General features: G+C 71.8%; 19 protein-coding genes and 1 pseudogene. 10 read left to right on the forward strand and 10 right to left on the reverse strand.

Going from position 1 to position 26,615, the window contains the following annotated elements:
• From ACFY2X_RS45270 to ACFY2X_RS45305, 8 genes and pseudogenes are all read left to right on the forward strand, one after another.
• Nucleotides 1-264 (forward strand): annotated as a pseudogene (locus tag ACFY2X_RS45270) (asparaginase); the annotation flags it as partial.
• 114 nt (nt 265-378) lie between these two features.
• Nucleotides 379-1,764, forward strand: coding sequence for a serine hydrolase domain-containing protein (locus ACFY2X_RS45275; RefSeq protein WP_389951051.1), 1,386 nt, complete (start codon nt 379-381; stop codon nt 1,762-1,764).
• Nucleotides 1,765-1,920: 156 nt separating this feature from the next.
• The gene (locus tag ACFY2X_RS45280; protein WP_389951054.1) at nt 1,921-3,963 is read left to right on the forward strand and encodes a dipeptide ABC transporter ATP-binding protein; all 2,043 of its coding nucleotides are present in this window, start codon (nt 1,921-1,923) and stop codon (nt 3,961-3,963) included.
• The gene (locus ACFY2X_RS45285) at nt 3,960-4,910 is read left to right on the forward strand and encodes an ABC transporter permease (protein ID WP_389951057.1); all 951 of its coding nucleotides are present in this window, start codon (nt 3,960-3,962) and stop codon (nt 4,908-4,910) included. Before ACFY2X_RS45280 ends, ACFY2X_RS45285 begins: the two co-directional genes overlap by 4 nt.
• A complete protein-coding gene (locus ACFY2X_RS45290; protein WP_389951060.1) occupies nt 4,907-5,809 on the forward strand; it encodes an ABC transporter permease in 903 nt (300 codons plus the stop codon). Before ACFY2X_RS45285 ends, ACFY2X_RS45290 begins: the two co-directional genes overlap by 4 nt.
• A 115-nt stretch (nt 5,810-5,924) precedes the next feature.
• On the forward strand, nt 5,925-7,772 hold the full coding sequence (locus tag ACFY2X_RS45295; protein WP_389951063.1) for an ABC transporter substrate-binding protein: 1,848 nt from the start codon (nt 5,925-5,927) through the stop codon (nt 7,770-7,772).
• Nucleotides 7,754-8,887 (forward strand): erythromycin esterase family protein, encoded by a 1,134-nt coding sequence (locus tag ACFY2X_RS45300; RefSeq protein ID WP_389951066.1) that lies wholly within the window; start codon nt 7,754-7,756, stop codon nt 8,885-8,887. The genes ACFY2X_RS45295 and ACFY2X_RS45300 overlap by 19 nt, the downstream gene beginning before the upstream one ends.
• Nucleotides 8,884-10,953, forward strand: coding sequence for a prolyl oligopeptidase family serine peptidase (locus tag ACFY2X_RS45305; protein ID WP_389951069.1), 2,070 nt, complete (start codon nt 8,884-8,886; stop codon nt 10,951-10,953). The genes ACFY2X_RS45300 and ACFY2X_RS45305 overlap by 4 nt, the downstream gene beginning before the upstream one ends.
• Here the strand turns inward: ACFY2X_RS45305 and ACFY2X_RS45310 are convergent.
• The 8 genes from ACFY2X_RS45310 to ACFY2X_RS45345 all read right to left on the reverse strand — a co-directional run bounded on the left by ACFY2X_RS45310 (nt 10,931) and on the right by ACFY2X_RS45345 (nt 22,664).
• Entirely contained in the window at nt 10,931-12,610 is a 1,680-nt protein-coding gene (locus tag ACFY2X_RS45310) for a PucR family transcriptional regulator (RefSeq protein ID WP_389951072.1), read from the reverse strand. The two genes, ACFY2X_RS45305 and ACFY2X_RS45310, sit on opposite strands and share 23 nt — an antisense overlap.
• A gap of 87 nt (nt 12,611-12,697) precedes the next feature.
• Nucleotides 12,698-13,804: an o-succinylbenzoate synthase gene (menC, locus tag ACFY2X_RS45315; protein WP_389951075.1), complete on the reverse strand. Its 1,107-nt coding sequence runs from the start codon at nt 13,802-13,804 to the stop codon at nt 12,698-12,700.
• The gene (locus ACFY2X_RS45320) at nt 13,801-14,688 is read right to left on the reverse strand and encodes a GNAT family N-acetyltransferase (protein ID WP_389951078.1); all 888 of its coding nucleotides are present in this window, start codon (nt 14,686-14,688) and stop codon (nt 13,801-13,803) included. The genes menC and ACFY2X_RS45320 overlap by 4 nt, the downstream gene beginning before the upstream one ends.
• Entirely contained in the window at nt 14,681-15,889 is a 1,209-nt protein-coding gene (locus ACFY2X_RS45325; protein WP_389951081.1) for a M20 family metallopeptidase, read from the reverse strand. Before ACFY2X_RS45325 ends, ACFY2X_RS45320 begins: the two co-directional genes overlap by 8 nt.
• Nucleotides 15,890-16,000: 111 nt before the next feature.
• Nucleotides 16,001-17,197, reverse strand: a complete 1,197-nt coding sequence (locus ACFY2X_RS45330) for a cytochrome P450 (RefSeq protein ID WP_389951084.1) — start codon at nt 17,195-17,197, stop codon at nt 16,001-16,003.
• A gap of 581 nt (nt 17,198-17,778) precedes the next feature.
• On the reverse strand, nt 17,779-18,234 hold the full coding sequence (locus ACFY2X_RS45335) for a group II truncated hemoglobin (protein ID WP_389951087.1): 456 nt from the start codon (nt 18,232-18,234) through the stop codon (nt 17,779-17,781).
• 268 nt (nt 18,235-18,502) lie between these two features.
• Nucleotides 18,503-20,191, reverse strand: a complete 1,689-nt coding sequence (locus ACFY2X_RS45340) for a tetratricopeptide repeat protein (RefSeq protein ID WP_389951090.1) — start codon at nt 20,189-20,191, stop codon at nt 18,503-18,505.
• A 157-nt stretch (nt 20,192-20,348) separates the two neighbouring features.
• Nucleotides 20,349-22,664 carry a pyruvate dehydrogenase gene (locus ACFY2X_RS45345; RefSeq protein WP_389951093.1) on the reverse strand — a complete coding sequence of 772 codons (2,316 nt, stop codon included), beginning with the start codon at nt 22,662-22,664 and terminating at the stop codon, nt 20,349-20,351.
• A gap of 155 nt (nt 22,665-22,819) precedes the next feature.
• On the opposite strand from ACFY2X_RS45345, the gene ACFY2X_RS45350 reads away from it, so the two are divergent.
• Both ACFY2X_RS45350 and ACFY2X_RS45355 read left to right on the forward strand, forming a co-directional pair.
• The gene (locus tag ACFY2X_RS45350) at nt 22,820-23,299 is read left to right on the forward strand and encodes an Lrp/AsnC family transcriptional regulator (RefSeq protein WP_389951096.1); all 480 of its coding nucleotides are present in this window, start codon (nt 22,820-22,822) and stop codon (nt 23,297-23,299) included.
• Nucleotides 23,300-23,392: 93 nt separating this feature from the next.
• Complete coding sequence (locus ACFY2X_RS45355; RefSeq protein ID WP_389951099.1) at nt 23,393-24,109, forward strand: poly-gamma-glutamate hydrolase family protein; 717 nt, start codon at nt 23,393-23,395, stop codon at nt 24,107-24,109.
• Nucleotides 24,110-24,232: 123 nt separating this feature from the next.
• Here ACFY2X_RS45355 and ACFY2X_RS45360 read toward each other — a convergent pair whose 3' ends face one another.
• Together ACFY2X_RS45360 and ACFY2X_RS45365 are read right to left on the reverse strand one after the other, a co-directional pair.
• Nucleotides 24,233-25,483 carry an NAD(P)/FAD-dependent oxidoreductase gene (locus ACFY2X_RS45360; protein WP_389951102.1) on the reverse strand — a complete coding sequence of 417 codons (1,251 nt, stop codon included), beginning with the start codon at nt 25,481-25,483 and terminating at the stop codon, nt 24,233-24,235.
• 353 nt (nt 25,484-25,836) lie between these two features.
• Nucleotides 25,837-26,574, reverse strand: coding sequence for a TetR/AcrR family transcriptional regulator (locus tag ACFY2X_RS45365; RefSeq protein ID WP_389951105.1), 738 nt, complete (start codon nt 26,572-26,574; stop codon nt 25,837-25,839).
• Between the last annotated feature and the right edge of the window lie 41 nt (nt 26,575-26,615).

Below are 26,615 nucleotides of genomic sequence, written 5' to 3' on the forward strand. Positions count from 1 at the left end.
GCGCTCGCGGAACTCGCGCGGAGGATGCCGGTCGTGCTGGCCTCCCGTACCGGCGCCGGTACGGTGCACGAGGGCACCTACGGGTTCGCCGGGTCGGAGCGCGACCTGCTGTCCCGCGGCCTGATCGGCGCCGGATACCTCGACCCGCTCAAGGCGCGGATCCTGCTGCATCTCCTGCTCGCCTCCGGCGCCGACGGCGGCCGGATCGCGGAGACCTTCGCGACCGTCGGCGGTCACAGCGACCGCCACGTGCCCGCATCTTGATCCGCTGATCGTCCGCTGGGACGAATCGGCGGGCCGCCCGTGGTGGAATCGGACGAACGCGGTCCGTTTGACCTGGCCTATGCTCCAGCGGACATGGAGTCAGGAGGGACGCCGGTGTCGAAGTTCGATGAGATCAGCGCGTGGCTGCGAGGCCGGCTGCCGGGCCTGCTGGCCGAGAACCGGGTGCCTGGGGCGGTGGTGGCGGTCTGCGCCGGCGACGAGCTGGTCGACGTCGCGGCCGGGGTGCTGAGCACGGCCACTGGTGTCGAGGCCACGACCGACTCGCTCTTCCAGATCGGCTCGATCACCAAGGTGCTGACCGCGACGCTGGCCATGCAGCTGGTCGATGAGGGCAGGCTCGACCTCGACGCGCCGGTGCGGGCCTACCTGCCCGGCTTCGTGATCGCCGACGAGCGCGCGGCCGTGCGGATCACTGTGCGGCAGCTGCTGTGCCACGTCTCGGGCTTCGAGGGCGACATCTTCACCGACACCGGCAAGGGCGACGACTGCCTTGAGAAGTACGTCGACCTCTTGCGCGAGGTGCCGCAGCTGTTCGAGCCCGGGGAGATGTTCTCCTACAACAACGCCGGCTTCTGCGTTTTGGGGCGAATCGTCGAGGTCGTCCGGGGCAGGCCGTTCGACGACTGCATGCGGGCGCACCTGTTCGAGCCCCTGGGCATGACGCACGCCGCGAACGACCCGTACGACGCGATCCTCCACCGCACCGCGGTCGGGCACATCGAGCAGGAGCCCGGCGGCCCGCTCGAACCCACCCGAGTCTGGGCGCTGGCCCGATCGAACGCGCCGGCCGGCTCGATGCTGGCGATGCGCGCCCGCGACCTGCTGGCCTTCGCCCGCATGCACCTGGCCGGCGGCCTGGGGCCGGACGGCCGCGCCGTACTCAGCCAGGAGAGCGTCCGGGCCATGCGGCAGCCGCAGGTCACTCAGCCCGACCTCGATCAGGGCACCGGCTGGGGCCTCGGCTGGGAGCTCTTCCACCGCCCCGACCGGGCGATCTTCGGCCACGACGGCAACACCATCGGCCAGTCGGCGTTCCTGCGCGTGGTCCCGGAGCGCGACGTGGCGCTGGTGATCCTCACCAACGGCGGCTCCCCGAAGCCGGTCTTCCGCGAGCTCGCCGGGCGCGTGCTGGGCGAACTCGCCGGGGTCGAGCCGGACGAGGCGCCCCGGCCGGACCCGGCCGCGCCCCCGCTGGACGCTGCCCGCTACGCCGGCACCTACCTGTCGAGCACCTCGCGGACCACGGTGAGCCAGGACGCCGAAGGGCGGCTGTGGCTGGACCGCGTCCCCCTCGGCGTCACCGCCGACCTGGACGAGGCGCCGTACCGCACCGAGCTGGTCGCGTGGCGCGGCGACTCGGTGCTCCCGGTCGAATCCGAGCGGGGCGTCCGCGCGCCGCTCGCCTTCCTCGGAGACGACGGGCAAGGGCGAGCCCTCTACCTGCACACCGGCCGGGCCGACCGGCGCGTGCCGTCCTGAACGCCTAGCCGTTCACGGTTCCCGCTCGCCGCGACGGCTCCCGGCGATCAGTTCGTCCCGGTGGACGAACGCGAACGTGAAGGTTCGATCGAAGTGACGAACACCACCAGGGGGATCGCGCCCCACTATCGTCGAATGGATTGGGAGAGCACTGCCTTGAGCACGGCCGATGGTTCCAAGAATACGGATCGTTGCCGTGTTCTGACGATCCGTGACCTGTCGGTCGAGATCCGGCGGGGCGATCGGGTCGTCCGCCCCGTCTCCGGCGTCAGCCTGGCGCTCGACCGGGGTGAGACGCTGGGGATCGTCGGCGAGACCGGGTCCGGCAAGTCGATGACCGGTCTGGCGATCATGGGCATGCTGCCGGCCGGCGGCCGGGTCACCGCCGGCTCGATCGACTTGGACGGCAGGGAACTCGTCGGGCTGCCCGCCGCGCAGTACCGCGCGATCAGGGGCAACGACGTGGCGATGGTCTTCCAGGACTCGATGACCGCGCTGAACCCGACCAAGCGCATCGGCGAGCAGGTCGCCGAGCCGGTGCGGCTGCACCGCGGCGCCTCGAAACGGGAGGCGCGCGCCCGCGCCGAGGAGATGCTGGCCCTCGTGGGGCTGCCGCGGCCGGCCGAGCGGCTGGACGACTTCCCGCATCAGCTCTCCGGCGGCATGCGGCAGCGCGTGATGATCGCGATGGCGCTGGTCTGCGAGCCCCGGCTCGTCATCGCCGACGAGCCGACCACCGCGCTCGACGTCACCATCCAGGCGGAGATCCTCGACCTCCTCGGCGACCTCAGGTCCCGGCTGGGCATGTCGATGATCCTGGTCACCCACGACATGGGGGTGATCGCCCGGCACGCCGACCGCGTCGGGGTGATGTACGCCGGGCGCGTGGCCGAGACCGGGCCGACGCCCGTGTTGTTCGGCCGGACCCGGCACCGCTACACCCAGGCGCTGCTCTCCTCGATCCCGTCGCTCACGCAGGACCGCCGCGAGGAGCTCTTCAGCATTCCCGGGGCGCCGCCGGACCTGACCGTGGTCCAGGCGGGCTGCCCGTTCGCGCCGCGCTGCGCCGCCGCGACCGACCGGTGCCGCGAGGAGCCCCCGCCGCCCGCGGTCGAGGCCGACGGCCACGTCTACGCCTGTTGGCACCCCGCCGACGGCCCGGCCGCCAGGGGCCGCGCGCGGCTGGTCGTCCCGGCACCGGCCGTCACGGAGCCGCGCCTGCGCGTGGTCGACCTCCGGCGCGAGTACCCGGCGGGCAGCACGGGCCTGTTCGGCGGCCGCCGCACCGTCAAGGCGGTCTCGGGCGTGAGCTTCGAGGTGGCGGCGGGGGAGACCTTCGGGCTCGTCGGCGAGTCGGGCTGCGGCAAGTCCTCCCTGGGCCGCATGCTCGTCGCTCTCGACCGGCCCACCTCCGGCGAGGTGATCTTCGACGGCGAGCCGGTCACCCGGATGAGCGCCCGCGCGCTGGGGTCCCGCCGTACTCAGCTGCAGATGATGTTCCAGGACTCCAACGCCTCCCTCGACCCCCGTATGCGCATCGGCACGATCCTGCGCGAACCCCTGGCCATCCAGGGGGTCGGCACCCGCGCCCAGCGCACCGCCCGCGCCCGCGAACTGCTGCGGGACGTGGGCCTGCCGGGGAGCGTGCTGGAGCGCTACCCCTACGAGCTGTCCGGCGGGCAGCGGCAGCGGGTGGGCCTGGCCCGCGCGCTCGCCCTGGATCCGAAGGTGCTGGTCGCCGACGAGCCGGTCAGCGCCCTGGACGTCTCCGTCCGCTCGCAGGTCCTTAACCTGATGCGCCGCATCCAGCTCGAACGCGGGCTCAGCAGCGTGGTGATTTCGCACGACCTCGCGGTGGTGCGGTACCTCGCCGACCGCGTCGGCGTCATGTACCTGGGCAAGCTGGTCGAGACCGGTACCACTGAGGAGGTGTACGGCTCAGCCGCGCACCCCTACACCGCGGGACTGCTGGCGGCGATCCCGGACGCCGACCCCGAGGCGCCGCGCGCCCTGGCGGCCGCAAGGGTGCGCGGCGAGCTGCCAAGCCCCATAGATCCGCCGAGCGGCTGCCGGTTCCGCACCCGGTGCGCCCTGGCGACCGAGTCGTGCGCCCAGAAGGAGCCCCCTTTGACGCTGGTCACCGGCACCCACCACGTCGCCTGCCACCACCCACTGCGCCGAGAGGAGCCGCGCTCATGACCTGGTACGTGCTCCGCCGCCTGGCGGTCTCGCTCCTCGTCCTGCTCGGGATCTCCGCGGTCGTCTTCCTCATGCTGCACCTGGTGTCGGACAGCCCGGGACGCGTCGTCCTCGGGCAGCGCGCCTCGCCGGAGGCCGTGGCGGACTTCAACCGGGAGCACGGCTTCGACCGCCCGGTCGTCGTGCAGTACGTCAGCTACCTCAGCCAGCTGCTCCAGGGCGACCTGGGCCGGTCGTACAAGCTGAACGAGAACGTGGGCACGCTGCTGGCGCGGAACGCCGGCCGCAGCGCGATGGTGTCGCTGGCCGGGCTGGTGCTGGCGCTGCTGATCGCGGTCCCGCTCGGCATTCTGCAGGCGGTCCGGCGCAACAGCGTCGTCGACCGGGTCGTCACTGCGGCGTCGTACGTGCTCTACGCGACGCCGTCGTTCCTGCTCGGGCTGCTGCTGATCGCCGTCTTCAGCCAGACGATTCCGATCTTCCCGGCGGAGGCGTCGCAGTCGCACTCGCCGTGGGTGCTCTTCACCGATCCGCGGGCGATGGCGCTGCCGGTCATCACGCTCGCCGTCACCAACGTCGCGATCTTCGCGCAGTACCAGCGTTCCGCCGCCCTCGACCAGCTCGGCCAGGACTACATCCGGGTCGCGCGCGCCAAGGGCCTGCCGGAGCGGCTGATCCTCACCCGCCACCTGCTGCGCAACGCCTGCCTGCCGCTGGTCATGCTGGTCGGCACGCTCGTCCCCACGCTGCTGGCGGGCAACCTGATCGTCGAGTCGCTCTTCAACTATCCCGGCCTGGGCCTGCTGTTCCTCAACAGCCTGCAGCGCGAGGACTACCCGGTGCTCCTGGCCTACACCCTCATCGGCGGCGTGCTGACCGTGGCCGGCAACTTCATCGCCGACGTCGTGGTGGCGGCCGCCGACCGCCGAATCGAGCTGAGCAAATGACCGCACCAGACGTGACCGCCGCGCCATCCCCCGAGGCCGAGACGGCGGCGGAGAGGAACCCGGTCTCGATCGGGTCGGTCCTGCGCGGGCTGCGCCGGCATCCGCTCGGCCTGGCCGGCGGGCTGCTCCTGCTGCTCATCGCCGGTTTCTGTTTCCTCGGGCCGCTGTTCTACCAGACCAACCAGACCGACGTGGACCTGGTCAACGCGGCCCTGCCGCCCGGCCCCGGCTACCCGCTCGGGACCGACACCAACGGCTTCGACGTGCTCGGCCGGCTGATGTCGGGCGGCCAGGTGTCGCTGCAGATCGGGCTGCTGGCCGCGCTTTTCGCCACCACGATCGGCACCGTTTACGGGGCTGTGGCCGGGCTGGCCGGGGGCGTGGTCGACGGGTTCATGATGCGGCTGGTCGACGTCATGTTGTCGATCCCGTTCCTGTTCTTCGTGCTGATCCTGTCGGCCCGCTTCCACGCCGACGCGCTGTCGCTGAGCCTCGTCATCGGCGGGTTCTCCTGGCTCGTCTCCGCCCGGCTGGTGCGCGGCGAGGTGCTGACCCTGCGGGTGAGGGAGTTCGTGCTGGCCGCCAAGCTGATGGGTGCCTCCCGTCGGCGGATCATCCTCACCCACCTGATCCCGAACGCGCTCGGCGTCATCATCGTCAACATCACCTTCCAGGTCGCCGACGCCGTCCTGGTCGTCGCCGCCCTGGGCTTCCTGGGCTTCGGCCTGACCTACCCCACCGCCGACTGGGGCAGTCAGCTGGCCAGCGGCGTCACCTACATCTCCGCCGACTACTGGTGGCTGATCTATCCGGTCGGCGGCTGCATCATCCTCACCGTGCTCGCGCTCAACCTGCTCGCCGACGCGCTCCGCGACGCGCTCGGGCGGCGGGCCGACTGACGACCTGTTCACCAGGACGGAAGCGGGCGCGCGGAATTGTCCGCACCGCCGAACACGGGCCGAAGCCGCTGGTGCATCGTCAACGCACCCCGCACACTTCTTCAGGGAGCCATCAATGAAGCACCGAGGCCACCTCTCCGGGGCACTCGTCGCCGCCGTCGCCGTGCTGGCCACAGCGTGCAGCGGCGGCGGGGGCACGACGAAGGACATCGCCGGCAGCTACACCGCCAAGCCCACGCAGACCGGCACCCCCAAGGAGGGCGGGACCGCCACGGTCGCGCTGACCCCCGGACTCAGCCCCAACTACATCTACCCCTACCCGCCGGCAGCCGCCAACGGCACCGTCATCGCCCGCGGCCAGCTGTGGCGCTCCCTCTACCGGCCCAGCGGCGAGGGCGACCAGGTCGCCGACGCCGAGCTGAGCCTGGCCGAGCCGCCCGTCTACAGCCCCGACCGCAAGACCGTGACCATCAAGATGAAGGACTACAAGTGGTCCAACGGCAAGCCGGTCACGGCCGATGACGTCGTCTTCTCCCTGGCCCTGCTCAAAGCCGCGCTCGCGGAGAGCCCGGCCAACTGGAGCTTCTACACCCCCGGCCAGTTCCCCGACGGCGTGAGCGCAGAGGCCGCCGCGCCCGACACGCTCACGCTCAAGCTGAAGACCGCGTACAACCCGTCGTACCTGCTGTCCATGCTGACGCTGCTGTACGTGCTGCCCTCCACCGAGTGGAACATCGCCGCCACCGGCGGCCCGCACCTCGACTACAAACAGCCGAAGAACGCCAAGGCGATCTACAAATACCTCACCAAGGAGTCGGAGTCGCAGACCACCTTCGCCGGCAACCCGCTCTGGCAGGTCGTCAACGGCCCCTACCGGCTCAAGAGCTTCGACCCGACGACCGGCTCGTTCTCCCTGGCGCGCAACGAGTCCTACAGCGGACCGGGGGAGTCGCGGCTCGACCAGATCGACTTCAAGGCCTTCACCTCCGCCGCCGCCGTGCTCAACCAGTTCAAGGCGGGCAACCTGACCGTCGGCACGCTGGACTCCAGCTTCGCCACCCAGATCGGCGAGCTGAAGGCCAAGGGCTACAACGTGTACGGCGCGCCCGCCCCGGCCCGGTTCGACTCGCTCGTCATCAACTTCGCGAACACCGTCAACAACTTCGACAAGGTGATCGCGCAGCCGTACGTCCGCCAGGCCCTGCAGCGGCTGATCGACCAGCGGGGCTACATCGCCAGCCGCGGCATCTACAACGGCGCCGGCTCCCCGAACTACAGCACCGCGGGCACCGGGTCTCCCTACCCGCCCGCCTTCGGCGAGCAGCCGCCCTACCCCTACGACCCGGCCGCCGCCGAGAAGCTGCTCACCGACAACGGCTGGAAGGTGGCGCCGAACGGCTCCACCACCTGCGAGCGTCCCGGCACCGGGCCCGGCCAGTGCGGCGCGGACATCCCGCAGGGGCAGACGATCAGCTTCACCCTGGCCTCCGCCAGCTCCCCGGCCTTCGTCGGCGCGCGTGACGTCGCCTTCTCCTCAGCGGCCAAGAAACTCGGCATCGACGTCAAGATCGTGACCAAGTCGCTCAACTACATGTACGCCAACTACGGCAACACCTTCGCCCCCGCCACCAAGAACGAGTGGGCGATGCAGGACAACGGCCCCCTCTACCTGGCGGCCGGCTACCCGAGCAGCAACACGGTGTTCAACACCGAGGGCAGCTTCAATCTGGGCAGCTACAAGAACGCCGAGGTGGACAAGCTGATCGGCGCCTCGACCTTCGGGGCGGACGAGAAGTCGCTGTCGGCCGAGGTGACCAGCCTCGCCCAGGACCTGCCGGTGCTCTTCCTCCCGACCCCGCACACGCTGGTGGTGTGGAAGAACACCCTGTCGGGCCCGCAGCCGTCGTTCAACGCCCTGATCAGCTTCCTGTACACGCCGGAACTATGGTACTTCCACGGCTAGCGCGAGACCTGGCCGGTGACGCCAGGGTGGTGGCCCTCGGCGAGGGCGCGCACAACATCACGGAGTTCTACGAGCTCAAGGACGAGCTGTTCCGCCTGCTCGTCGAGGAGCACGGGTTCACCGCCTTCGTGATGGAGTCGGGCTTCGCCGAGGGGCTGGCCGTCGACGCGTGGATCCACGGCGGGCCCGGCGAGGTCGAGACGGTCGCCCGCGACGGCATCACCTACCGGTTCGGCGAGTGCGAGCCGATGCGGCGGCAGCTGACCTGGATGCGCGAGCGGAACGCCGCGAACCCGGCGAAGGTCAGCTTCTACGGCATGGACCTGCCCGGCTCATCCACCTCGCCCGGACCGGCCGTGCGCGCTTGCCTCGACCGGCTGCCGGAGCTCCCCGGCGACGAGGAGCTCCGTCGCCTCAGCGACCTGGGCGGCCGGACCGAGGCGGCGATCCGCTACCAGGCCATGCCCTCCGCCGAGCGGGCCCGGCTGCTCGGCGGCCTCCGCGACCTGGTGGAGCGTACGGCGGCGCACGACGACGGGGTCGTGCGCCGGTGCGGGGCCTCGATCGGGGCCTTCCTGGCCGAGCTGGACGTGCCGCAGGCCGGGCCGTACCCGCGCGACGTGTTCATGGCCGACACCGTGCGCTGGATCCTGGAGCGCGAGGAGCGGATCGTCGTGAGCGCGCACAACGCGCATGTCCGGCGCACGCCGCTACACGGCAGGCTGATGCTCGGCGGCCTGCTCGGCGAGGGGGCCGTCGTCATCGGGATGACGTACGGCTCCGGCCCCGAGGTGCGCTTCAAGCAGCGTTCGCCGCGCCCGTTCGACTGCGACGTCTCCCTCCACAGGCGCATCCTGCCGCCGAACGCCATCGAGTCGCGGCTGGAGCGCCTCGGCCCGCCCGTCGCCGCCGTCGACCTGCGCCACGCGCCGGCCGGGCTGTTCGACGGGGTGGACGGCACGCTGGCCGCCGGCGGCCTCGACCCCGTCGACGACTTCCCGGCCGCCTACGACGCGCTCATCCACGTCCGCCGGGTGACCCGGGTCCCCGGCGCGTTCGAGCGGCTCCGCGCGGAGTTCGAGACCGGAGCCCAGCCCCCAGAAGAGTCGGAGTGACCGTGACCGCTGCCTACCCGCCCGCCCGCACCGTCGAGGTCTTCGAGGACGTCGCCGGCGTGCGCGTGCCCGACCCCTACCGCTGGCTGGAGAAGGAGACCCAGGAGGTGCGGCAGTGGCAGCGGCGGCAGGCCGAGCTCGCCACCGCCGCCGTCTATGCCGGTCAGGATCCGGAGGCCGTCCGCGACCTGATCCGCGCCTGCGACACCGGCTCCCGCCCGGCCCTGCCGAAGTACGCCTCCGGCCGCTGGTTCCGCGTCGTGGCCCCGCCCGGAGGCTCGGCGCCCACGGTGGTCGTCGCCGACGAGCCCTTCGGAGACGGGCGGAAGGTCGTCGCCCTGGCCGGATCCGAAGAGGGCGAGCACCCGCCGGTCGTGTCCTGGCTGGCGCCCGCGCCCGACGGCCGCGTCCTGGCGCTCGGCCTGTGCACCGACGGCAGCGAGCACAACACCATCCGGCTCGTCGACGTCGCCTCCGGGCGGCAGCTCGACGGCGCGCCCGAACAGATCTTGCACAGCGCGTGGGCGGGCGGCGTCTCGTGGCTGCCGGACAGCACGGGCTTCTACTTCTTCGCGCTCACCGGCACGCCGGAGGAGTTCCGGCAGGCGGTCTTCCTTCACCGGCTCGGCGGCGGGACCGAACCGGAGCCGATCCCGGTCGGCGAGGGCTCCCGTGAGTACACGCTCGTCCAGATGTCGACCGGCAGCCGCTGGGCCGTCGCCGCCCACCGGGTGGGCAGCCCCATCCCGGTCGCGGTGCGCGACCTGTCCGACCCCGGTACGGCCTGGCGGCCCTTCGTCACCGGGTGCACGGGGACGATCGCCGGGCACGTCGTGGGCGACTGCTACATCGCGGTGACCGACGTCGGCGCCCCGCGCGGCAGGGTGGTCGCCATCCCGCTCGACGCGGCCGACCCCGGCGACCCGGCCGGGTGGACCGAGCTCGTCCCGGAGGGGGACACGGTGCTGCGCTCCCTCACCCCGGTCGGCGAGCACCTCTACCTCAGCGAGTTCGACCGGACCTTCGCCAGGGTGCGCATCCTCGACCGCTCGGGAGCCGTCACCGGCGAGGTCCCCCTCCCCGGCCGGGGCGCGCTCGCCGCGCCCTTCTTCCCGCTGACCGCCCTGGCCACCGGCACGCCCGCGGCCGACTTCGTCTTCGCCTTCTCCACCCTCACCAGCTCCTGGGGCGTCTACCGGCACCGGCCCGGCGAGACGGAACCGGAGACGCTGATGCCCCCCGCGGTCGTCCTCGACGCCGTGCTGGAGGAGGGCGAGGCCTTCGCGCCGGACGGAGTCGCCGTGCCGTACCACGTGGTGCGCGGCGCCGGCGGTGAGCCGGCGCCGGTGCTGATCTCCGCGTACGGCGCGGCCAACGTGCCGCTCCTGCCGCAGTACCAGCCCGACCTGGCCGCCTTCGTCGCCGCCGGAGGCGTGCTGGTCCAGGCGTACCTGCGCGGCGGCGGCGAGTTCGGCCACGACTGGCACCTGGCCGCGCACCGGGAGCGCAAGCACGTCCGCGACGCCGACCTCGTCGCGGTCGCTGAGCACCTCCTCGCCACCGGCCTGACCACCCCCGACCGGCTCGCGCTGACCGGCGGCTCCGACGGCGGCCTCATGTGCGGGATCGCCGTCACCCGGCGGCCCGAGCTGTGGCGTGCGGTCCTGCCGAGAGCCCCGCTGCTCGATCTCATCGGCGGCACCCGCGACCCCTACCTCGACTTCGTCATCCGCAAGGCGTGGGCGGACCCGGACGACCCCGCCGAGGTGCGGCGGCTTCTCGAGCTCTCGCCGTACCAGCTGGTCGAGCCCGGCGTCTTCCCGGCGGTCTATCTGCAGGCCGGGGCGACCGACCCACGGTGCCGGCCCTGGCACGCGCGCAAGTTCGCCGCGCGCCTGCAGGCCGCGCAGCGGGGGGAGGCGCCGATCCTGCTGCACGTCTTCGAGGACGCCGGCCACGGCGCGGCGACCGCCCACGACGTCGTCGTCGCGCAGGACGCCGAATGGCTGGCGTTCCTGATCGGCACGCTCGGCCTGCCGGGCGTCAGCCGTCCGGGGCCGACCTGATCGACATCAGGCGCAGCTGCAACATGGCCGACAGCCGCGCGCCCGGGTCGCCGAGGTCGAGCCGGCCGACCTCGGCGGCGCGGCGCAGCCGGTAGCGGAAGGTGTTGGGGTGCACGTACATCGCGGCCGAGGCCACCGCGACGTCGCCGAAGGCGTCGAGCCAGGCCCGGAGGGTCTCGACCAGGCTGGTCTGGTGCTCCCTGTCGTAGGCGACGATGCGTGCGACGGCCCCGCTGGGGATGTCGCCGCGCGGGACGAGGTCGGCGAGCTCGATCAGCAGTGCCTCGACGTGCACGTCGTCCAGGCGGGCCACCTGCTGCCCGCCGACCCCCGAGCGCAGCACGCGTAGGGCGCGCTCGGCCCCCGACCGCGACCGGGCGAGCGCCGAGCTGTCAGCGGCGAGCGGCCCGACCCCGATCAGCGGGCGCAGCCGCGAGCCGACGCGGGCCAGGAACTCGGTGGCGATCCACCCCGCGCGCTCCTCGGCGTCCTCGCGGCTCTGCTCCCGGTTCTGCGGCAGGGGCAGCACGCCGAAGGCGACGTCGCCGATGAGCGCCGCGGCGGCCCGCGGGTGCGCCGCGGACAGGTGCATGGCGAAGGCGTCGGCCAGCCGCTTGCGCTCGGTGGCCAGCTGGGCGGGCAGCGGGTGCTCGGCCGCCGAGCCGACGACGGTCAGCGCGAGGACGACCGCGGGCTCGTCCTTCAGTCCGAGTCTGCGGACCGCCTCCAACGACTCCGGCCCGCTCTCCAGGGCGGTGCTCAGCAGCTCGGACCGCAGCCGCCGCTCCATGTCGGCGTCGGCGCGCTGCCACACCATGTGCATCGCGACCAGTTTGGACGCCTCGTACAGCGCCTCGCTGCGCTCCTCGTCCAAAGGTTCGGGGACGACCACCCAGATCGTGCCGAGGATCTCGTCCCCGGCCCGCACCGCGATCGCCGCCCGGGGCAGCTCCGGCGGCAGCGACGGGTCGACCGGCTCGGGGAGGGGTGTCACGTAGACCGGCCGGTCGCTGCGGTAGATCGCCTGGAACACCCCGCGCTCCTCCAGGATGCGCGTGTAGTGCTCCGGGACCTGGCGGCCCAGGATCGTCTGGACACGCGAGCGGTCGGCCTCCTCCTGCCGGCTGGAGAAGGCCAGCAGCCGCGAGTTGCGGTCCTCGATGGTGACGGGCGCGTCGAGCAGCGCGGCGATGGCATTGGCGACCGCGAACAGGTCGCCGGACCTGATCCGGCCGACCGTGTACGCGTCCGCGTCGTCCAGCCCGCCGCCCTCGGCGGTCAGCGACCGGATCATCCCCGCCAGGTGTGTCCATGACGCGCCGCGCGCAAAGGACAGGACCGTCACCCCCGCCTCGCGCGCCGCCGCGACCAGATCGTCGTCGGGCACGACCGGCGCACGGACCACGAGGCCGACGGCGTCGTGCCGGCCGAGCTGGGTCACCACCCGGGCGAGGTCGGCCGGGTCGTGCAGGCCGACGCCGAACACCAGCGCGCGGCTCGGCAGCTCGGGCTCGTCGAGCGAGTCGTAGATGACGACGCCGCCGACGTCGCCGGCCTGCTCGACGTCGCCGCAGACGACGTCGAGCAGGGTAGAGCCGAGTTCCTCCAGGACACGGGCGAGGCTGGCCCGCGGGAGGCTGGTCACGGGGACAAGCACGCGCCCGAAGCTAGCGCAGCGCGTGTAGGTCGGCATTCGTTCTGCATGACGAAAGGATGCTACCCGGTTCGTCGGGCCGGACAGGTCTCAGGGGAGGGGTACCCACTCCGTTGCGACCGTCACCTCGTCCAGGATCTCGGGGATCGGGGCGACGCCCAGCCCCGGGCCGGTCGGCACCGCGAGGTGCCCGTCCTCCAGGACGAACGGCGGCGTGAGGTCGGTCCGGTAGTAGCGCTCGGACGCCGAGGTGTCGCCGGGCAGGGTGAACCCGGGCAGCGCGGCGAGCGCCACGTTGGCGGCACGGCCCAGCCCCGTCTCCAGCATGCCGCCGCACCACACCGGCACGCCGTGCGCCGCGCAGACGTCGTGGATCCGCCTGGCCTCCAGGTATCCGCCCACCCGGCCCGGCTTGATGTTGACCACCTGGCAGGCACCCATCGCGATGGCGTCTGCGGCGGCGCGAGCCGAGACGATCGACTCGTCAAGGCAGATCGGCGTGCTGATCCGCCCGGCGAGCTCCGCGTGCCCGAGCAGGTCGTCCTCCGCCAGCGGCTGCTCCAGCAGGAGCAGCCCGAACGGGTCGAGCCCGGCCAGGTGCCGCGCGTCGCCGCGCCCGTAGGCGGTGTTGGCGTCCACCTGCAGCAGGATGTCGCCGAAGCGCTCACGCACCGCGCGGACCGGCTCGACGTCCCAGCCGGGCTCGATCTTCAGCTTGATCCGCAGGTAGCCCGCCTCCAGGTAGCCGGCCACGGTGTCGAGCAGTTCGGGGATCGACCCGGTGATCCCCACGGACACCCCGCACGGCACGCTCTCGCGGACTGCGCCGAGGGCCCGGCCGAACGAGACCCCGGCCGCGCGCAGCTCGGCGTCCAGCACCGCCGTCTCCAGCGCGGCCTTGGCCATCCGGTGGCCCTTGAACCCGGCCAGCACCGGGGCGACCCGGTGCGCGTCCAGGTCGGCCACCCCGGCCAGCGCCGGGATCAGGTAGCGGCTCAGCACGTCGGCCGAGGCGTGCGTGTACTCCGAGGAGTACAGCGGCGCGATCCCCGCGCCGCACTCGCCCCACCCCTCGGCCTCGCCGGTGACGGCGCGCAGCACCAGCGCCTCCCGTACGGTCTCCGTCCCGAACGACGTACGGAAGGGCGACACGAGTGGCACCCGGATGGTGCGGATCTCTACCCCGATGAGTTTCACAGCGACTCCCGCCTGTCCACGATGTACCAGCCCGCGCGGTCGAAACCGCGCACCCGCGCGCCCTCGGCGAGCAGCTCACCAAGCACGTCCCGCAGCGCCGTACGCCACTGCGCGGCCAGCCCCGGGTCGTACTCGCGCATGGCCTCGACGTCCCCGGGGACGCCGACCAGCACGGTGCGCGTGCCGGTGCGGCCGGCGACCGGTCCGCCCCTGGGCGAGACGTCCAGCGCCACGGCCGCCCCCGCCGCGCGGGCGGAGGCCGCGTCGGCCGGCCTGGGCACGCCCGCGCAGGCCGCCACGGCGGCGGGCGACTCCAGCCGCCACCGCACCAGCACCCGGTCGGTGTCGTCGCTGCGGTTGATGTCGTCGTCCATCGGGCCGTAGAAGTTCGGGAGGTACTCGTCCGGGTCGGCGGCCAGCTTGGTGATGTTGAAGTAGGCGTTGCGCCGGATCAGCGGGTCGTAGGTCCAGCAGACCTCTCCGACGCCACGCGCCATGGCCCAGGCGCGCTGGTGCAGCTTCAGCGCGAAGCCGACGTTGCGTCCCTGCACGCGCGCCAGCACCCCGGCGATGTGACTGTGCAGGGCCTCGCGCGCGGGCGGGGAGAAGAAACCGAAGCAGGCGCCCACCAGCTCGTCGCCATCGAAGGCGCCGCTGACGTAGCTGCCCGCCTTCGCCATCGCCCGCAGCAGGTCGGCCGTCACCGGCGGGTTGTTCTCACCGGTACGCCAGATGTGCTCGTACAGGCGGCGGACGGCCTCAAGCTCGGCGACGCTGTCCAGAGGGCGGATGTCGATGCCCGCGCTGCGCGCGGCCGCCTCGGCTGCGGCGTACGCCAAGTCGACGGGCCGGGACCCGTGACGGTCGCGGATGAGATCAGTCACGCCGGTCATGGTTCCAGCCGGTCAGGCCCTGTAGCTGGTCGGCGAGCACGGGAGGACGGGCCCCGGTTCGTCCGGGCGGACAACCCCGCGCCGAGAGCAGCTCGGCGACCAGGGCCGTGAGCAGTCGCGTCCGCCCCGGCAGTTCCGCCACGACCACGTGCTCGTCGTCGGCGTGCGCCCCGCCGCCGACCGCGCCCAGCCCGTCGAGGGTCGGCGTGCCCACTCCCGCGGTGAAGTTCCCGTCGGAGGCGCCGCCGACGGCGAGCGAGGCGAGCGGGCCGAGCCCGAGCGCCGCCGCGAGCCGGCGGGCCCGCTCGAACAGGTCCGCCGACGCCGCGGCCGGAAGCGGCGGCCGGTTCGGGCCGCCCCTGATCTCCAGCTCGGCGCCTTCCAGCGCGGGCCGCAGGCCCAGCATCGCGGTGTGGACGCGGATCTGCTCGGCGGCCTCCCAAATCCGGGCGTCGACCTCGAAACGCGCCGACCCGGGCACGGTGTTCACCGTGGTGCCCGCCTCCAGGCGGGTCGGCGTGACGGTCGTGCCCAGCGCGGGGTCGCCCAGCCCGGCCACGGCCACGACCTGGCGGGCCAGTTCCACCGAGGCGTTGACGCCGCGCTCCGGCTCCAGTCCCGCGTGCGCGGCCCGTCCCCGCACCAGCACCTCGTAGCGCGAGACGCCCTTGCGTGCGGTCTTCAGGGCTCCGCCGGGCCCGGCGGCCTCCAGGACCAGCGCGGCGGCGCACCCCCGGGCCTCGTCCTCGATGAGCTCGCGCGAGGAAAGGGACCCGGTTTCCTCGTCGCCGGTGACGAGCAGGGTCAGGCCGTCCAGGTCGTCCAGCGCCGCCAGCGCGTGGAAGGCCATCACCAGCCCGGCCTTCATGTCGAAGCACCCGGGCCCGCGCAGCAGCCCGTCGCGGACCTCGAAGGGATGCGTCCGCAGCGAGCCGACCGGCCACACCGTGTCGTGGTGCCCGAGCAGCAGCACTCGGGGCTCGCCGCCGAACCGCCAGCGCACGTGGGTGCGGCCGTCCACCACCACCCGCTCCGCCTCCGCGCCCAGGAGCCGGGCGCCGACTTCGGCGACCGCCTCCGCGCTGCGGGCGACTGCGGCCAGGTCCTCGGACGGGGACTCGCAGCGCACGAGCCGATCGATGTCGGCGACCATCGCGGCTGCGGCGGGATCTTCATTTCCTGATCGGCGCATCGCTCCAGCATGGCGAAGCGCGGCGGGCGCGGATCTGTCCGGTCGGCCAACATCGGCTCGTCCCGTTGGGACCGGGGGATGAATCGGGCTGAGGATCCGCGACCCGCGCTTCTACAGGAGTGGAAGGCGGCGCACCCCGGTCAGGGTCGGTGCGGGGATGAACTGCACGGGGTCGTCCGGATCGGTGCGCAGGGGATCGAACCGGTCGAGCAGGATGTTCAGCGCGACCCGCCCCTCCAACCGGGCCAAGGGGGCGCCCAGGCAGAAGTGGATGCCGCGGCCGAATGCGAGATGCGGGCTCGGGTCGCGATCGGGATCGAACACCTCGGCGCCGGGGAACTGCCGGGGATCCCGGTTGGCCGCCGCGAGCCAGCACATGACCATCTGATCGGCTGGTATCGTCACGCCGCCGAGCTCGACCTCGCGCATGGTGGCGCGGCCGAGGGCGGCGAACGGGGTGAGGAGCCGGAGCGACTCCTCGATGACGGCCGGGATCGAGGCGCGGTCGGCGCGTACCCTGTCCTGCTGGGCGGGGAAGGCGTCCAGGCACAACACCGTGTTGCCGAGCAGCATCGTTGTGGTGATGTGCCCGGCCAGCAGGAGCACGATCGCGAAGTTGACCACCTGCTCGTCGGGCAGGCGCTCGCCGTCCACTTCGGCCGCGACCAGCCTGGTGAGCAGGTCGGCGCGCGGCTGCCGGCGGCGTTCGGCGGCGTGGCCGGCGAGATAGGCGCTCATTTCCCGCCACGGCTTCATCGTGGCTTCGAGGGCGGCGTTCCGTTCCTCGGCGGACTGGTTGAGCGAGACCTTGGCGTCACGCTGGAACAGCGCGTCCGCCCACTGCTTGAACAGGGCGCGGTCACTGCTGGGTACTCCCAGCAGTTCGGCGATGACGATGACCGGCAGCGGATAGGCCAGATCGCTCACCAGCTCGAACCGCTCGCGCTCCCGCGCCGCGTCGAGCAGTTCGTGGGTGATCGCGGCGATCCGCGGTTCGAGATCCGCGACGACCTTGCGGGTGAACGCGCTGCTGACCAGCTTGCGCAGCTTGCCGTGCTCCGGCGGGTCGATCTGGGTGATGAAGCCCTCCAGCGAGAAGTCCTCGGCCGGCATCATGCCTTCGGGGATTACGCGCATCGTGTCGGAGGAGAAGGTCGCGGGGTCGCCGAGGACCTCCTGCATCTCCGGATAGCCGTAGACGTTCCACATCCCGGCTTGGGCGTCGAACTCGACGGGCGGGCCCGATCGGGGCCCGTGCAGCCAGAAGTGTTGCTTCGGGATGTCGTACCGCTCGACGATGTCGGCCATCGCCTCTCCTTCTGCTCACGCCGAGCTCCAGTGCCAGGTCGGTGAGGGACCGGTCGGGCGGGTCACAGATCATGAGCCACACGTATGGGCGGCCCATCGCGCGCGTCCCGCCCAGACGCTCCATGACCAGTCCCATCCGATCGACGAACTCGCTCTCCGGAGGCCTCACTGGCGCCAGCTCCGCGGTTGTCGTCAGGTGCGTACTTTATGAAATGTACATCGCGATACCGGTCGCGCAGATGGGCGAGGGCCAGCAGGGCCGAGCGCTCCGCTGATTGCGAAGGTGCGCCCGGCCACCCACCTGACCTACGAGGCCGGGGAAGACACCCGGCCGACCTTTACCGTACGGGGGTGAGGCCCCGGCTTCGACAGGGTAATCGCCGTCGGTCGGTGGCCAGGTCGGCGAGCAGGTCACTCAACACCAATTCCTCCTCCACCTGTACGGCGCGCCGTACCGTCGCGGCCGAAAGCGCGGAATCCCGCTGGCTGGCCGGCAAGGAAATCATTCTCACCGGTGCACAACCACGCTTTCCGGCGCCGGCGCGCGGGATGCGCGTCTATGTCGTTGAGATACGGCCGTGCTATGAGCCGGGCTGGTCGGGATCCTTCCATGTCCACAGCGGGACGTCGCGCAGCGGGTGGAGCTCGTCGTCGGTGGCCGCGCGGGAGTTCTGCTGGGCCACCCGCGAGCCGAACTCCAGATGTTCGCGCACCGCCTCTCGGAACGGCTCGTCGCCGGGCAGCCCCGCCTCGTCGAAGGCCTCCATGTACAGCTCCACGAAACGCTCACGTTGCTCGTCGGAGATGTCGAGATGGCGGTGCACCCGGATGAGGTGGTCGAAGCCCAGCTCGCGAGTGAAGCGGTCGGGGCCGCCGAAGGATTCGGCGGTGAACCAGGTCAGGTGATCGACGTGGGTGGCGCGGCGCTCGGGAAACAGCTGTTTGAGCAGGGGGTCGCCGAGAAGCTTCGCGTAGAAGATCTCTTCGAGCCGGTGCAACGCCTCGTCGCCGCCTGCGTGCGAGTACATACTGGTCATGCGCCCACCTTCGGGGTCAATCGCGGGATGTCCAACGCGTTCGCCATCAAGAAAATCTGTCAAACAACGTTAAGTCGGCTTTATTGCGAATATAAAGCAAGATATGGGCGAATGCGATGAAATCCAAGGCGGGAACAAGCGGGTGCGCGTTTTATGGGGAGCTTGTAAATATTCGCCCTATACAGGGTGCCGTACGGCCTTTGTGTATTTATGTGCCTCGCGCCGGGTTGCCTGACCGGCGCGAGGCAACATGCCCGTCGCGCCGGCCTCAAGCCGTTCCGGCGGCCGAGGCGGCCTCCGCCTCGGCGAGTTCCTTCGCCGGATCCACCATCCTGGTGAGCAGCTCCAGGTCGTCCGGGTCGTAGCGCCGCCTGACCTCGGGCCAGCGCTCGGCGGCGGTCCGCAGCGGCGGCACCGCCTCGGCGGACCGGCCGAGGCGGTGCAGCACCATGCCGTAGTAGCCCGCGGCCTCGACGCCGTACGGGCGCTCGCGCCCCTTCTCCCAGGCCTGCCGCAGCAGCGGCTCCGCCTCCGCGTACGCGCCGCGCTGGGCCTTCAGCTTGCCCGCGAACATCGAGGCCAGGCCTCCGCCGTTCTCGGCCGAGCGCAGGTACCAGCGCTCGGACTCCTGCCAGTCCTTGTGATGGTCGGAGAGCAGCCCCATGACGTAACAGGCCTCGTGGTGGCCGAGCTCGGCGGCGCGGCGGTGCCAGAAGTCGCGCGCTTCGGGCTCCCGCAGCTCCTTGTGGAGCTCACCGAGCTCGAAGGCGGCTTCCGCGTCGCCCGCCTCGGCCGCGGGCCTGAACCAGGCGGTCATGTGGCGGGCGGAGGCACCGCCCCAGTCGTGCAGCATCCGCCCGTAGGCGTATCCGGCCCGCACGTCCCCGGCCTCGGCGCGCTCGCGCAGCTCAGGCAGGCGGCGCAGGTCCCTGTCGGGCGGGACGTCGCCCTCCTCGCGCAGCCGGGTGACGGAGGCGAGCTGGTCCGCCACGTCGTCGCCGTTCTCCTCGGCCTTGCGGAACCACAGCTCGGCCTCGTCGAGCCGGCGTTGCCGCCTGCACAGGTTGCCGAGGTTCCACTGGGCGGACATGTGGCCGGCGGTGGCCGCGTCCGTGTACCAGCGCTCGGCCTCGGCCAGGTCGCCGCGCTGCTCGTGGAGAACACCGAGCACGTAGGCGGCGCCGGCGTAGCCCCGCTCGTGGGCGCGCAGAAGAAGCTCGCGGGCCTCGGGCCAGCGGTCCCGGGTCCGTACCTCCTCGACGCGGATCGCGTGGTTGACGAGCGCGGTCGCGCTGCCGAGGGCGGCGGCTCTGCGGTAGTAGCCCTCGGCCTCGTCGAGCAGGCCCGGATAGTCGCGGAAGTGGTTTTCCATCTCGGACAGCGGATACAGCGCGTCGGCCGCGGCCTCCGGGTCGCCCTCCTCCTCGGCAGCCGCGAGGTCGGCGGCGACCAGGTCGAAGTCGTCGCGTATCCCCTCGAAGAGCTCCACCCAGCGGAAGACGGCGATGTCACCGAGGTCGACATCGCTCATCAGGAACTTCGGCGCCTCGTCGAGCCTTCCCTCATAGGCGAGGAGCTTGCCGAGCTCGATCTTGCAGTCGAGACCGCCCAGCTCCCAGCCGCGCCGGAACCAGCGGGCGGCCTCGGGGTCGGCGTTCTCCTTGAGCAGGACGCCGAGTCCGTACGCGCAGCCGGCGTCGGTCTCCGCGGCGCCGCGGTAGAGCCGTTCGGCGGCGGTCCGGTCTCCGCGGATCTTGCGGTAGCGGGCGAGGGTGAAGGCGGAGAAGGCGTCTCCGGCCGCTGCCGCCCGCTCCCAGTACGGGATGCCCTCGTCGATATGCCCGCCGAAGACGAACGCGCTGGTGAGGCGGCGTGCCGTCTCCCGGTCTCCGGCGTGCGCGGCGGCGACGAGCTCCTCGCCCTTGCTCTGCAGGCCGTGCGTTGAATCCTGTGTCATGGGAGGGATTGTCCCAGGCGATCACGGGCGATGGATCGGCTCGGCACGGGTGGCACCGGGCCGGATGCCCGCCCCCGGCGTGCGGTGGGCGAGCCGTCCTCTCCCGGCCCTACGAGTCGGCCTCTCCCCGGTTCTACGAGCCGTCTTCTTCCCGGTTCTACTCGGTCAGGTCGAGTACGGCACGCACGATGCTGTCGGTGTCGATCCCGTGGTGGCGGTAGACGTCCTCGATGGAACCCGACTGGCCGAACCGGGTGACACCGAGCGCGGTGCTGGGCGTCTGATGGACGGTCGCCAGGAACGCGAGCGTGTGCGGGTGCCCGTCGAGCACGGTGACCAGGGGAGTCGCGCGCGACGAGGGGAATGCCTGGTCGAGGATCCAGGTGGCGCCTTCGGCGCGTCCCTGGCGTGCCTGCAGGGCCCGGAAGAGCAGGTCCGGGCTGGTCACGCACACGACGTCGGTGGCGACGCCGACCTGGCCGAGCCGGTCGGCCGCGGCGAGGGCCTCGGGCAGCATCGCGCCCATGGCGGCGATGGTGGCGACCGGCTTGTCGGTGCGGCGCAGCCGGTAGGCGCCGGCGACGACCTGGCGACGGCGGCGTTCCCGCGCGGCGGGATCGGCGGGTACGGCCGCCAGCGTCTGATCGACAGGGCGAGTGGACAGGCGCAGGTAGGCCGAGCTGCCGGAGGGCTTGCCGAGCTGGGCGAGGCTGGCGAGGAGCGTCCACTCGACGTCGATCGCGAACGCGGGCTCGTAGAAGACGCAGCCCGGCTGCTCGATGCCGATCGACGGGGTGACGATCGACTGGTGGGCCCCGCCCTCGGGCGCGAGCGTCACTCCCGAGGGCGTGCCGACCAGGATCGACTGGCCGCCCGCGTAGATCCCGAACGACCAGGGTTCGAGGGCGCGTCCGACGAAGGGGTCGTACACCACCCCGATCGGCAGCAGCGGCTGCCCCCAGCGGCTCCACGTCGCGCCGAGCTCGCCGAGCAGGCCGACCAGGTTGGTCTCCGCTATGCCGAGCTCGATGTGCTGGCCGGTCGGTTTCTCATGCCAGTGCAGGATCGTCTCGGCGTCGTCGGCGAACCAGTTGACCCGCTCGCGCGCCGACCACACGCCGACCTTGTTCACCCAGCCGCCGAGGTTGGTGCTGGAACTGACGTCCGGGCTGACCGTCACGACCCGGCGGGCGGCGTCAGGTGCCTCGCGCGTGAGGTCGAGCAGCACCCTGCCCAGCGCCGCCTGGGTGGTGGCGACTCCCGAGGGGGTCCGGCCGATGTCGGCAGGCAGCTCCGGCGGGTTCCGCACCGGCCAGGCGTCGCGCCGCAGCCGCCGTGCCGTACGGTCGCACAGCTCGGCCGCCGGGCTGTGCCCGGGAAAGGCGGCCCAGGGGTCGTCGAGGTCGGTGCCCAGCAGGCCGGCGAGCTCCCGCATCTGCTGCGGGGTCAGCAGGGACGAGTGGTTCTGCGGGTGACCCCTGGTCGGCAGGCCGTTCCCCTTGATCGTGTAGGCGAAGACAACCGTCGGGCGCGAGTCGTCGATGGCCTCGAACGCCTCGTTCAGCGTTCCCAGATCGTGCCCGCCCAGGTTCCCGACGGCCTCGACCAGCGTGGCGTCGTCGAGGCCGGCGAGGAGGCCGGCGATCGCCGCGGCCCCTTCGCCCGACCCGGGCAGGCGCTCGCGCAGCTGGGCGGCCGTGCAGCGCAGGAGCCGCTGGTACTCCGGGTTGGGCATGGCGTCGATGCGGGCACGCAGCTCGGCGCCGCCGGGACGGGCGAACAGCTCCGTCAGCAGCCGCCCGTACTTCGCGGTGATCACCTGCCACCCGGCCGCTGCGAACATCCCCTCAAGCCGGCCGGCCGCGATGTCGGGCACCACCCGGTCCAGCGACTGCCGGTTCAGGTCGACGATCCACACGATCTCGCCCAGCTCGGCGACGGCGGGGTCCATGATCGCCTCCCACACCGCACCCTCGTCCAGCTCGGCGTCGCCGAGCAGCGAGTACTGACGGCCGCCGGAGGCTCCGCCCTCGACGTAGCGGCGGGCGATCGCGGCCCAGATCGGGGCGGTCGCGCCGATGCCCACCGAGCCCGTGGAGTAGTCCACCGGGTCCGGATCCTTGGCCCGGCTCGGGTAGCTCTGGAGCCCGCCGAACTCGCGCAGCGTCGTCAGGCGCGCGGGGTCCAGCTCGCCGAGCAGGTAGTTGATCGCGTGCAGCACGGGGGAGGCGTGCGGCTTCACCGACACCCGATCCTCCTGGCGCAGGTGCTGGAACCACAGCGCCGTCATGATCGACACCATTGACGCGGACGACGCCTGGTGCCCGCCCACCTTCAGCCCCGACGGGTTCGGGCGCACCCGGTTCGCATGATGCACGATCATGGTCGACAGCCACAGGACACGGCGCTCGACCTCGCGCAGGACCGCGAGCCGATCGGTGTCGGGAAGGGTTGGGGAGGGTGAGCCGGTCATCTTTCGCCTCGTATCGTCAACCGCAGGCTTCCAGCCCCGGGCGTGCAGCAGATGCAGAAATGCCATCAGACTCAGCGCATATGCACAAGCTCGGCCGATAGGATTGAGCAGAATGCACAATTTGCAGTGTGTTGCCGTGGCGGAAGGCAAGCATTATGCGAAGCGACCAGACCATCGACGCCATCGACGCCCGATTGATCCTCGCCCTGAACGAGCACCCGAGGGCCACCACCATCGCCCTGGCCGAGCAGATCGGCCTGTCCCGCAACACCGTGCAGGCCAGACTGGCGAAGCTGGACCGCCAAGGCGCGCTGGCACCGTTCGAGCGGCGCGTCGATCCCGAGGCGCTCGGCTACCCCCTGAAGGCCTTCATCGTCGTCCAGGTGACCCAGAGCAGGCTCGCCGAGGTCAGCGAGGCGCTCGTCGCCATTCCCGAGGTGCTCGAGGTGCACGGTCTCACGGGCCCCACGGACCTGCTGGTCCACGTGGTCGCCACCGACGCGGATCACCTGTACGGCATCGCCGGAAAGATCCTGGCCAGCCCGGGTGTCGAGCGGACCAACACCTCGCTGGTGATGCGCGACCTCGTCCCCTACCGGCTGACGCCCCTGCTGCGCCGGATCGCGGAGGGCTGATCACGATCCGCCGGCCGGGACGGAAGGTCGGGCCGTGGGGAGAAGAGTAAGCTTTGGCCGGTGTTTTCCCAAGATCGTCCCAAGGGGTGACCGGTGAAGAAAGCCATGCTCGTCCTCGGAGTCGTCGCCGGTCTGTTCGCCGGTGTGGCACCGGCGCAGGCGGCCGACAAATACGACAACTACGCCGAGCTCGCGGCGCATGAGGTCCAGGGTAAGGACTACCGCCTGGTCCAGCGATTTCCCCGAGGGGCGCAGGTGGCGCACATCGCCATCCACGGCGGCGCCATCGAGGCCCCGACCACGCAGCTCGCGGACCACGCGGCGAGGACCGGAAACCATGCCTTCTACTCCTTCGAGGGCATCAAGGTCTCCGGCAACTCCGGCCTGCACCTGACCTCCACCCACTTCGACGAGCCGAAGGGGGTCAACCTGGTCGCCCGCGTCCGCTACACCGTCTCCTGGCACGGCGCGTCCGGCGACGAGGCGACCACATACGTGGGAGGCCGTGACGCCACGCTGATCAAGCGGGTCACCGCGAAGCTTCGCGCCGCCGGGTTCACGGTCGCCGACTCGACGCCCGGGGAGATCGACGGGGACAGTCCGCGCAACATCGCCAACAAAAACCGCAGGGGCGAGGGCGTCCAGCTCGAGATCTCCACGGGCCAGCGCCGGCAGTTCTTCAAGAAGGGAAGCCTCGCCCGCTCCTGGATCGAGAACCCGGCCAACCGCACCGCGGCGTTCTACCGGTACACCGCGGCGGTCAACCGCGCCCTGACCTCGATCGCCGTGCCCTTCCGCTCGACCCGCTGACAGCCGCGCTCGCATCCGCCCGCCGGCGGCCGCTCACCGGCCCGCCGGCGGTGGAGCCCCCGCCACGCGGCCGCGGGCCGGCGCGGCGGGGACCAGGCCGCCGGGATGCCCGGGTGCCGGGCGTCAGCGCGTGGGGTCGAAGTCCCGCAGGACCTCGGGCCGCTTTCCGGTGGTGATCTGCTCGGCGAGCAGGCGTCCGGTGACCGGCCCGTGGGTGAGCCCCCACATGCCGTGCCCGCCGGCGACGAACCTTCCGGGGGCGTGAGTGGCTCCGATGAGGGGCCGGCCGTCGGGCGTGACGGGGCGAGGGCCCACCCAGGTTTCGGTGCGCTCCTCCCAGGAGACACCGGTGAGCAGCGGCCGGGCGGACGCGATGATCGCCTCGACGCGCCGGTGATACAGGGGGGCGTCGGCGTCACGGAACTCCATCGTGCCCGCGACGCGCAGCTTGCCCTGGTACGGCGTGCAGGCCACGCGTACGGCGGGCAGGTAGACCGGTCCGGGCACGGGCCGCTCGGTCGGCACGGTGAAGGAGTAGCCGCGCCCGGCACGCACCGGTACGCGAACCCCCCACGCCTCGCCGAGCTCGTTCAGCCAGGCTCCGGTGGACAGGACGACGGCGTCGGCCTTGACGGAGTCTCCCTCCGCCGACCGGACGGAGAGCCCGCCGGAGCCGGGATGCACGCCGGTCACCCGGAAGCCGGACCGGATCGTGCCGCCGCGGGCGACGACGGCGCGGGCCAGCGACTGGGTGAACTGCCCGGGGTCGACGTAGCGCTGCCCGTCCAGCCGGATCGCGGCCCGGACGCGGGAGGAGAGCTGCGGTATCTGCTCGCTCAGGCCGTCGCCGTCGAACGCGGTGTACCGGATCTCCAGCCCGGACTCGTTGATGCGCCGGAGTTCGTGGAGGAGCCCCACGGCCTGGCGGGGGCTCTCGAACGCGGCCATGATCGGGGCTTCGACCGTGGAAGCCTCGACGCCGTTGGAGGTGAGCACGTCGAAGGCTTCGAGGCATTCCTCGTTGAACGGGAGATTGGCCTGTACGGCACGGCCCCAGGACTGCCAGGTGCAGTTCATGGCGAAGCGGGTGAGGAAGGACCACAGCTTCACGTCCGGGGTGGCCGGCACGTGCAACGGGGCACTCCGGTCGAGCAGGGAGCGCAGGCCGTACCGCAGGACCCCGGGCTCGTTCAGCGGGATGGCCAGCCCCGGTGAGAGCCAGCCCGCGTTGCCCCATGACGCGCCCGCGGCCACCCCGTGGCGGTCGACCACGGTGACGTCCACGCCGCGCTCCTGCAGGAACCACGCGGTGGACAGTCCCACCACGCCGGCGCCGATCACCACCGCCGTGCGCGGCCCACCATCGATGCCCATGACCACTTCTCCGCTCCGACATCGTCTGCCTGCTGTGCGCGTCGCTCGCGCGACATGAGCATCGCCGGTGCGGCATGAGAACGGTCTGTGCGTGTCGGACAAGGAGAAAGGTGGGTTTTGTTCGGCCCCGACAAACGGCGGCGCGACGCCTTCACCGCCTGTCCGCACATGGACGACCATCGCCGAGGACACACCGCACTCGAAGGTTTCACCGCGGCGTCAGGCTCGGGCATTCCATCGGGAGCGGCGCATCCAGTGCGCGAAGGTCGGGGCTGCCCCGGGCGTCGCGGCGACGGCCGCGAGGCCCTGGTAGCGGATCCGGGCGGCTTTGTGTGGTCCGCCGATACGCGCGGTCAGCGGGTCAGGCGTGTGGCGATGCCGTCGAGTACATAGTCGAGGCCGGCGTCGAAGGTGGTGTCCGTGTCGGGATGGGTGGCGTCCTGGATGACTTTGACAAGTGTCGGGTAGCGGCCGGTGGCCAGCATCCGGCTCACGTACGGGGCGGAGGTGGTTTGCCACTGCCGCTCGTTCATGCCGGTGGCGCGTTCGGCGCGCAGTTCGGTGATCTCGCTGCGGATCGCGCCGATGACGTAGGCGTTTACCGTGCCGACGGCCTGCATGACGGTGTCGATGTGGTCGAAGCCAGGTGCGTTGTCCAGCGCGGCCAGTGATGCTTCGAGGCAGGCCAGTGCGTTGGGGCCGATGTGCGGCCGGCCGCCGAGCAGGTCTGCGAACCATTCGTGTCGGCGGGCAGCCTGCCTGGTGCGGTGCGCGAGCGTTCGCAGGGCTGCGCGCCAGTCATGGCCGGATGGTTCGGGCGGGGTGATCTCGCCGTACACGGCATCGACCATCAGGTCGAGCAGTTCGTCCTTGGTGGACAGGTAGCCGTACAGCCGCATCGGCCCGGCGTCGAGTGCGGCGGCGACCTTGCGCAGGGAAACCGATTCCAAACCGTCGGTGTCGGCCAGCTCGATGGCGGCGAGGACGATGCGGTCTCTGCTCAGCGGGCTGGGTGCCGGTCGGCTCGGCGGCTCGGGCCGCTCCCAGACGAGCCGGGGCTCGCCACTGCCGGGCTCAGATCGTGCCGTCATCGCGCCTCATCTTCCGTTGGTCTGCGAAATCCAACCCAACG

It is taken from the genome of Streptosporangium sp. NPDC000396, assembly GCF_042898655.1.
Taxonomy (GTDB): Bacteria; Actinomycetota; Actinomycetes; order Streptosporangiales; family Streptosporangiaceae; genus Streptosporangium.

Coding starts and splice junctions, on each gene's coding strand:
- ACFY2X_RS45285 (WP_389951057.1), top strand. CDS start 3,960: ATGACCTGGTACGTGCTCCGCCGCCTGGCGGTCTCGCTCCTCGTCCTG.
- ACFY2X_RS45290 (WP_389951060.1), top strand. CDS start 4,907: ATGACCGCACCAGACGTGACCGCCGCGCCATCCCCCGAGGCCGAGACG.
- ACFY2X_RS45295 (WP_389951063.1), top strand. CDS start 5,925: ATGAAGCACCGAGGCCACCTCTCCGGGGCACTCGTCGCCGCCGTCGCC.
- ACFY2X_RS45300 (WP_389951066.1), top strand. CDS start 7,754: ATGGTACTTCCACGGCTAGCGCGAGACCTGGCCGGTGACGCCAGGGTG.
- ACFY2X_RS45325 (WP_389951081.1), bottom strand. CDS start 15,889: ATGCGCCGATCAGGAAATGAAGATCCCGCCGCAGCCGCGATGGTCGCC.
- ACFY2X_RS45330 (WP_389951084.1), bottom strand. CDS start 17,197: ATGGCCGACATCGTCGAGCGGTACGACATCCCGAAGCAACACTTCTGG.
- ACFY2X_RS45335 (WP_389951087.1), bottom strand. CDS start 18,234: ATGACCAGTATGTACTCGCACGCAGGCGGCGACGAGGCGTTGCACCGG.
- ACFY2X_RS45340 (WP_389951090.1), bottom strand. CDS start 20,191: ATGACACAGGATTCAACGCACGGCCTGCAGAGCAAGGGCGAGGAGCTC.
- ACFY2X_RS45345 (WP_389951093.1), bottom strand. CDS start 22,664: ATGACCGGCTCACCCTCCCCAACCCTTCCCGACACCGATCGGCTCGCG.
- ACFY2X_RS45350 (WP_389951096.1), top strand. CDS start 22,820: ATGCGAAGCGACCAGACCATCGACGCCATCGACGCCCGATTGATCCTC.
- ACFY2X_RS45360 (WP_389951102.1), bottom strand. CDS start 25,483: ATGGGCATCGATGGTGGGCCGCGCACGGCGGTGGTGATCGGCGCCGGC.
- ACFY2X_RS45365 (WP_389951105.1), bottom strand. CDS start 26,574: ATGACGGCACGATCTGAGCCCGGCAGTGGCGAGCCCCGGCTCGTCTGG.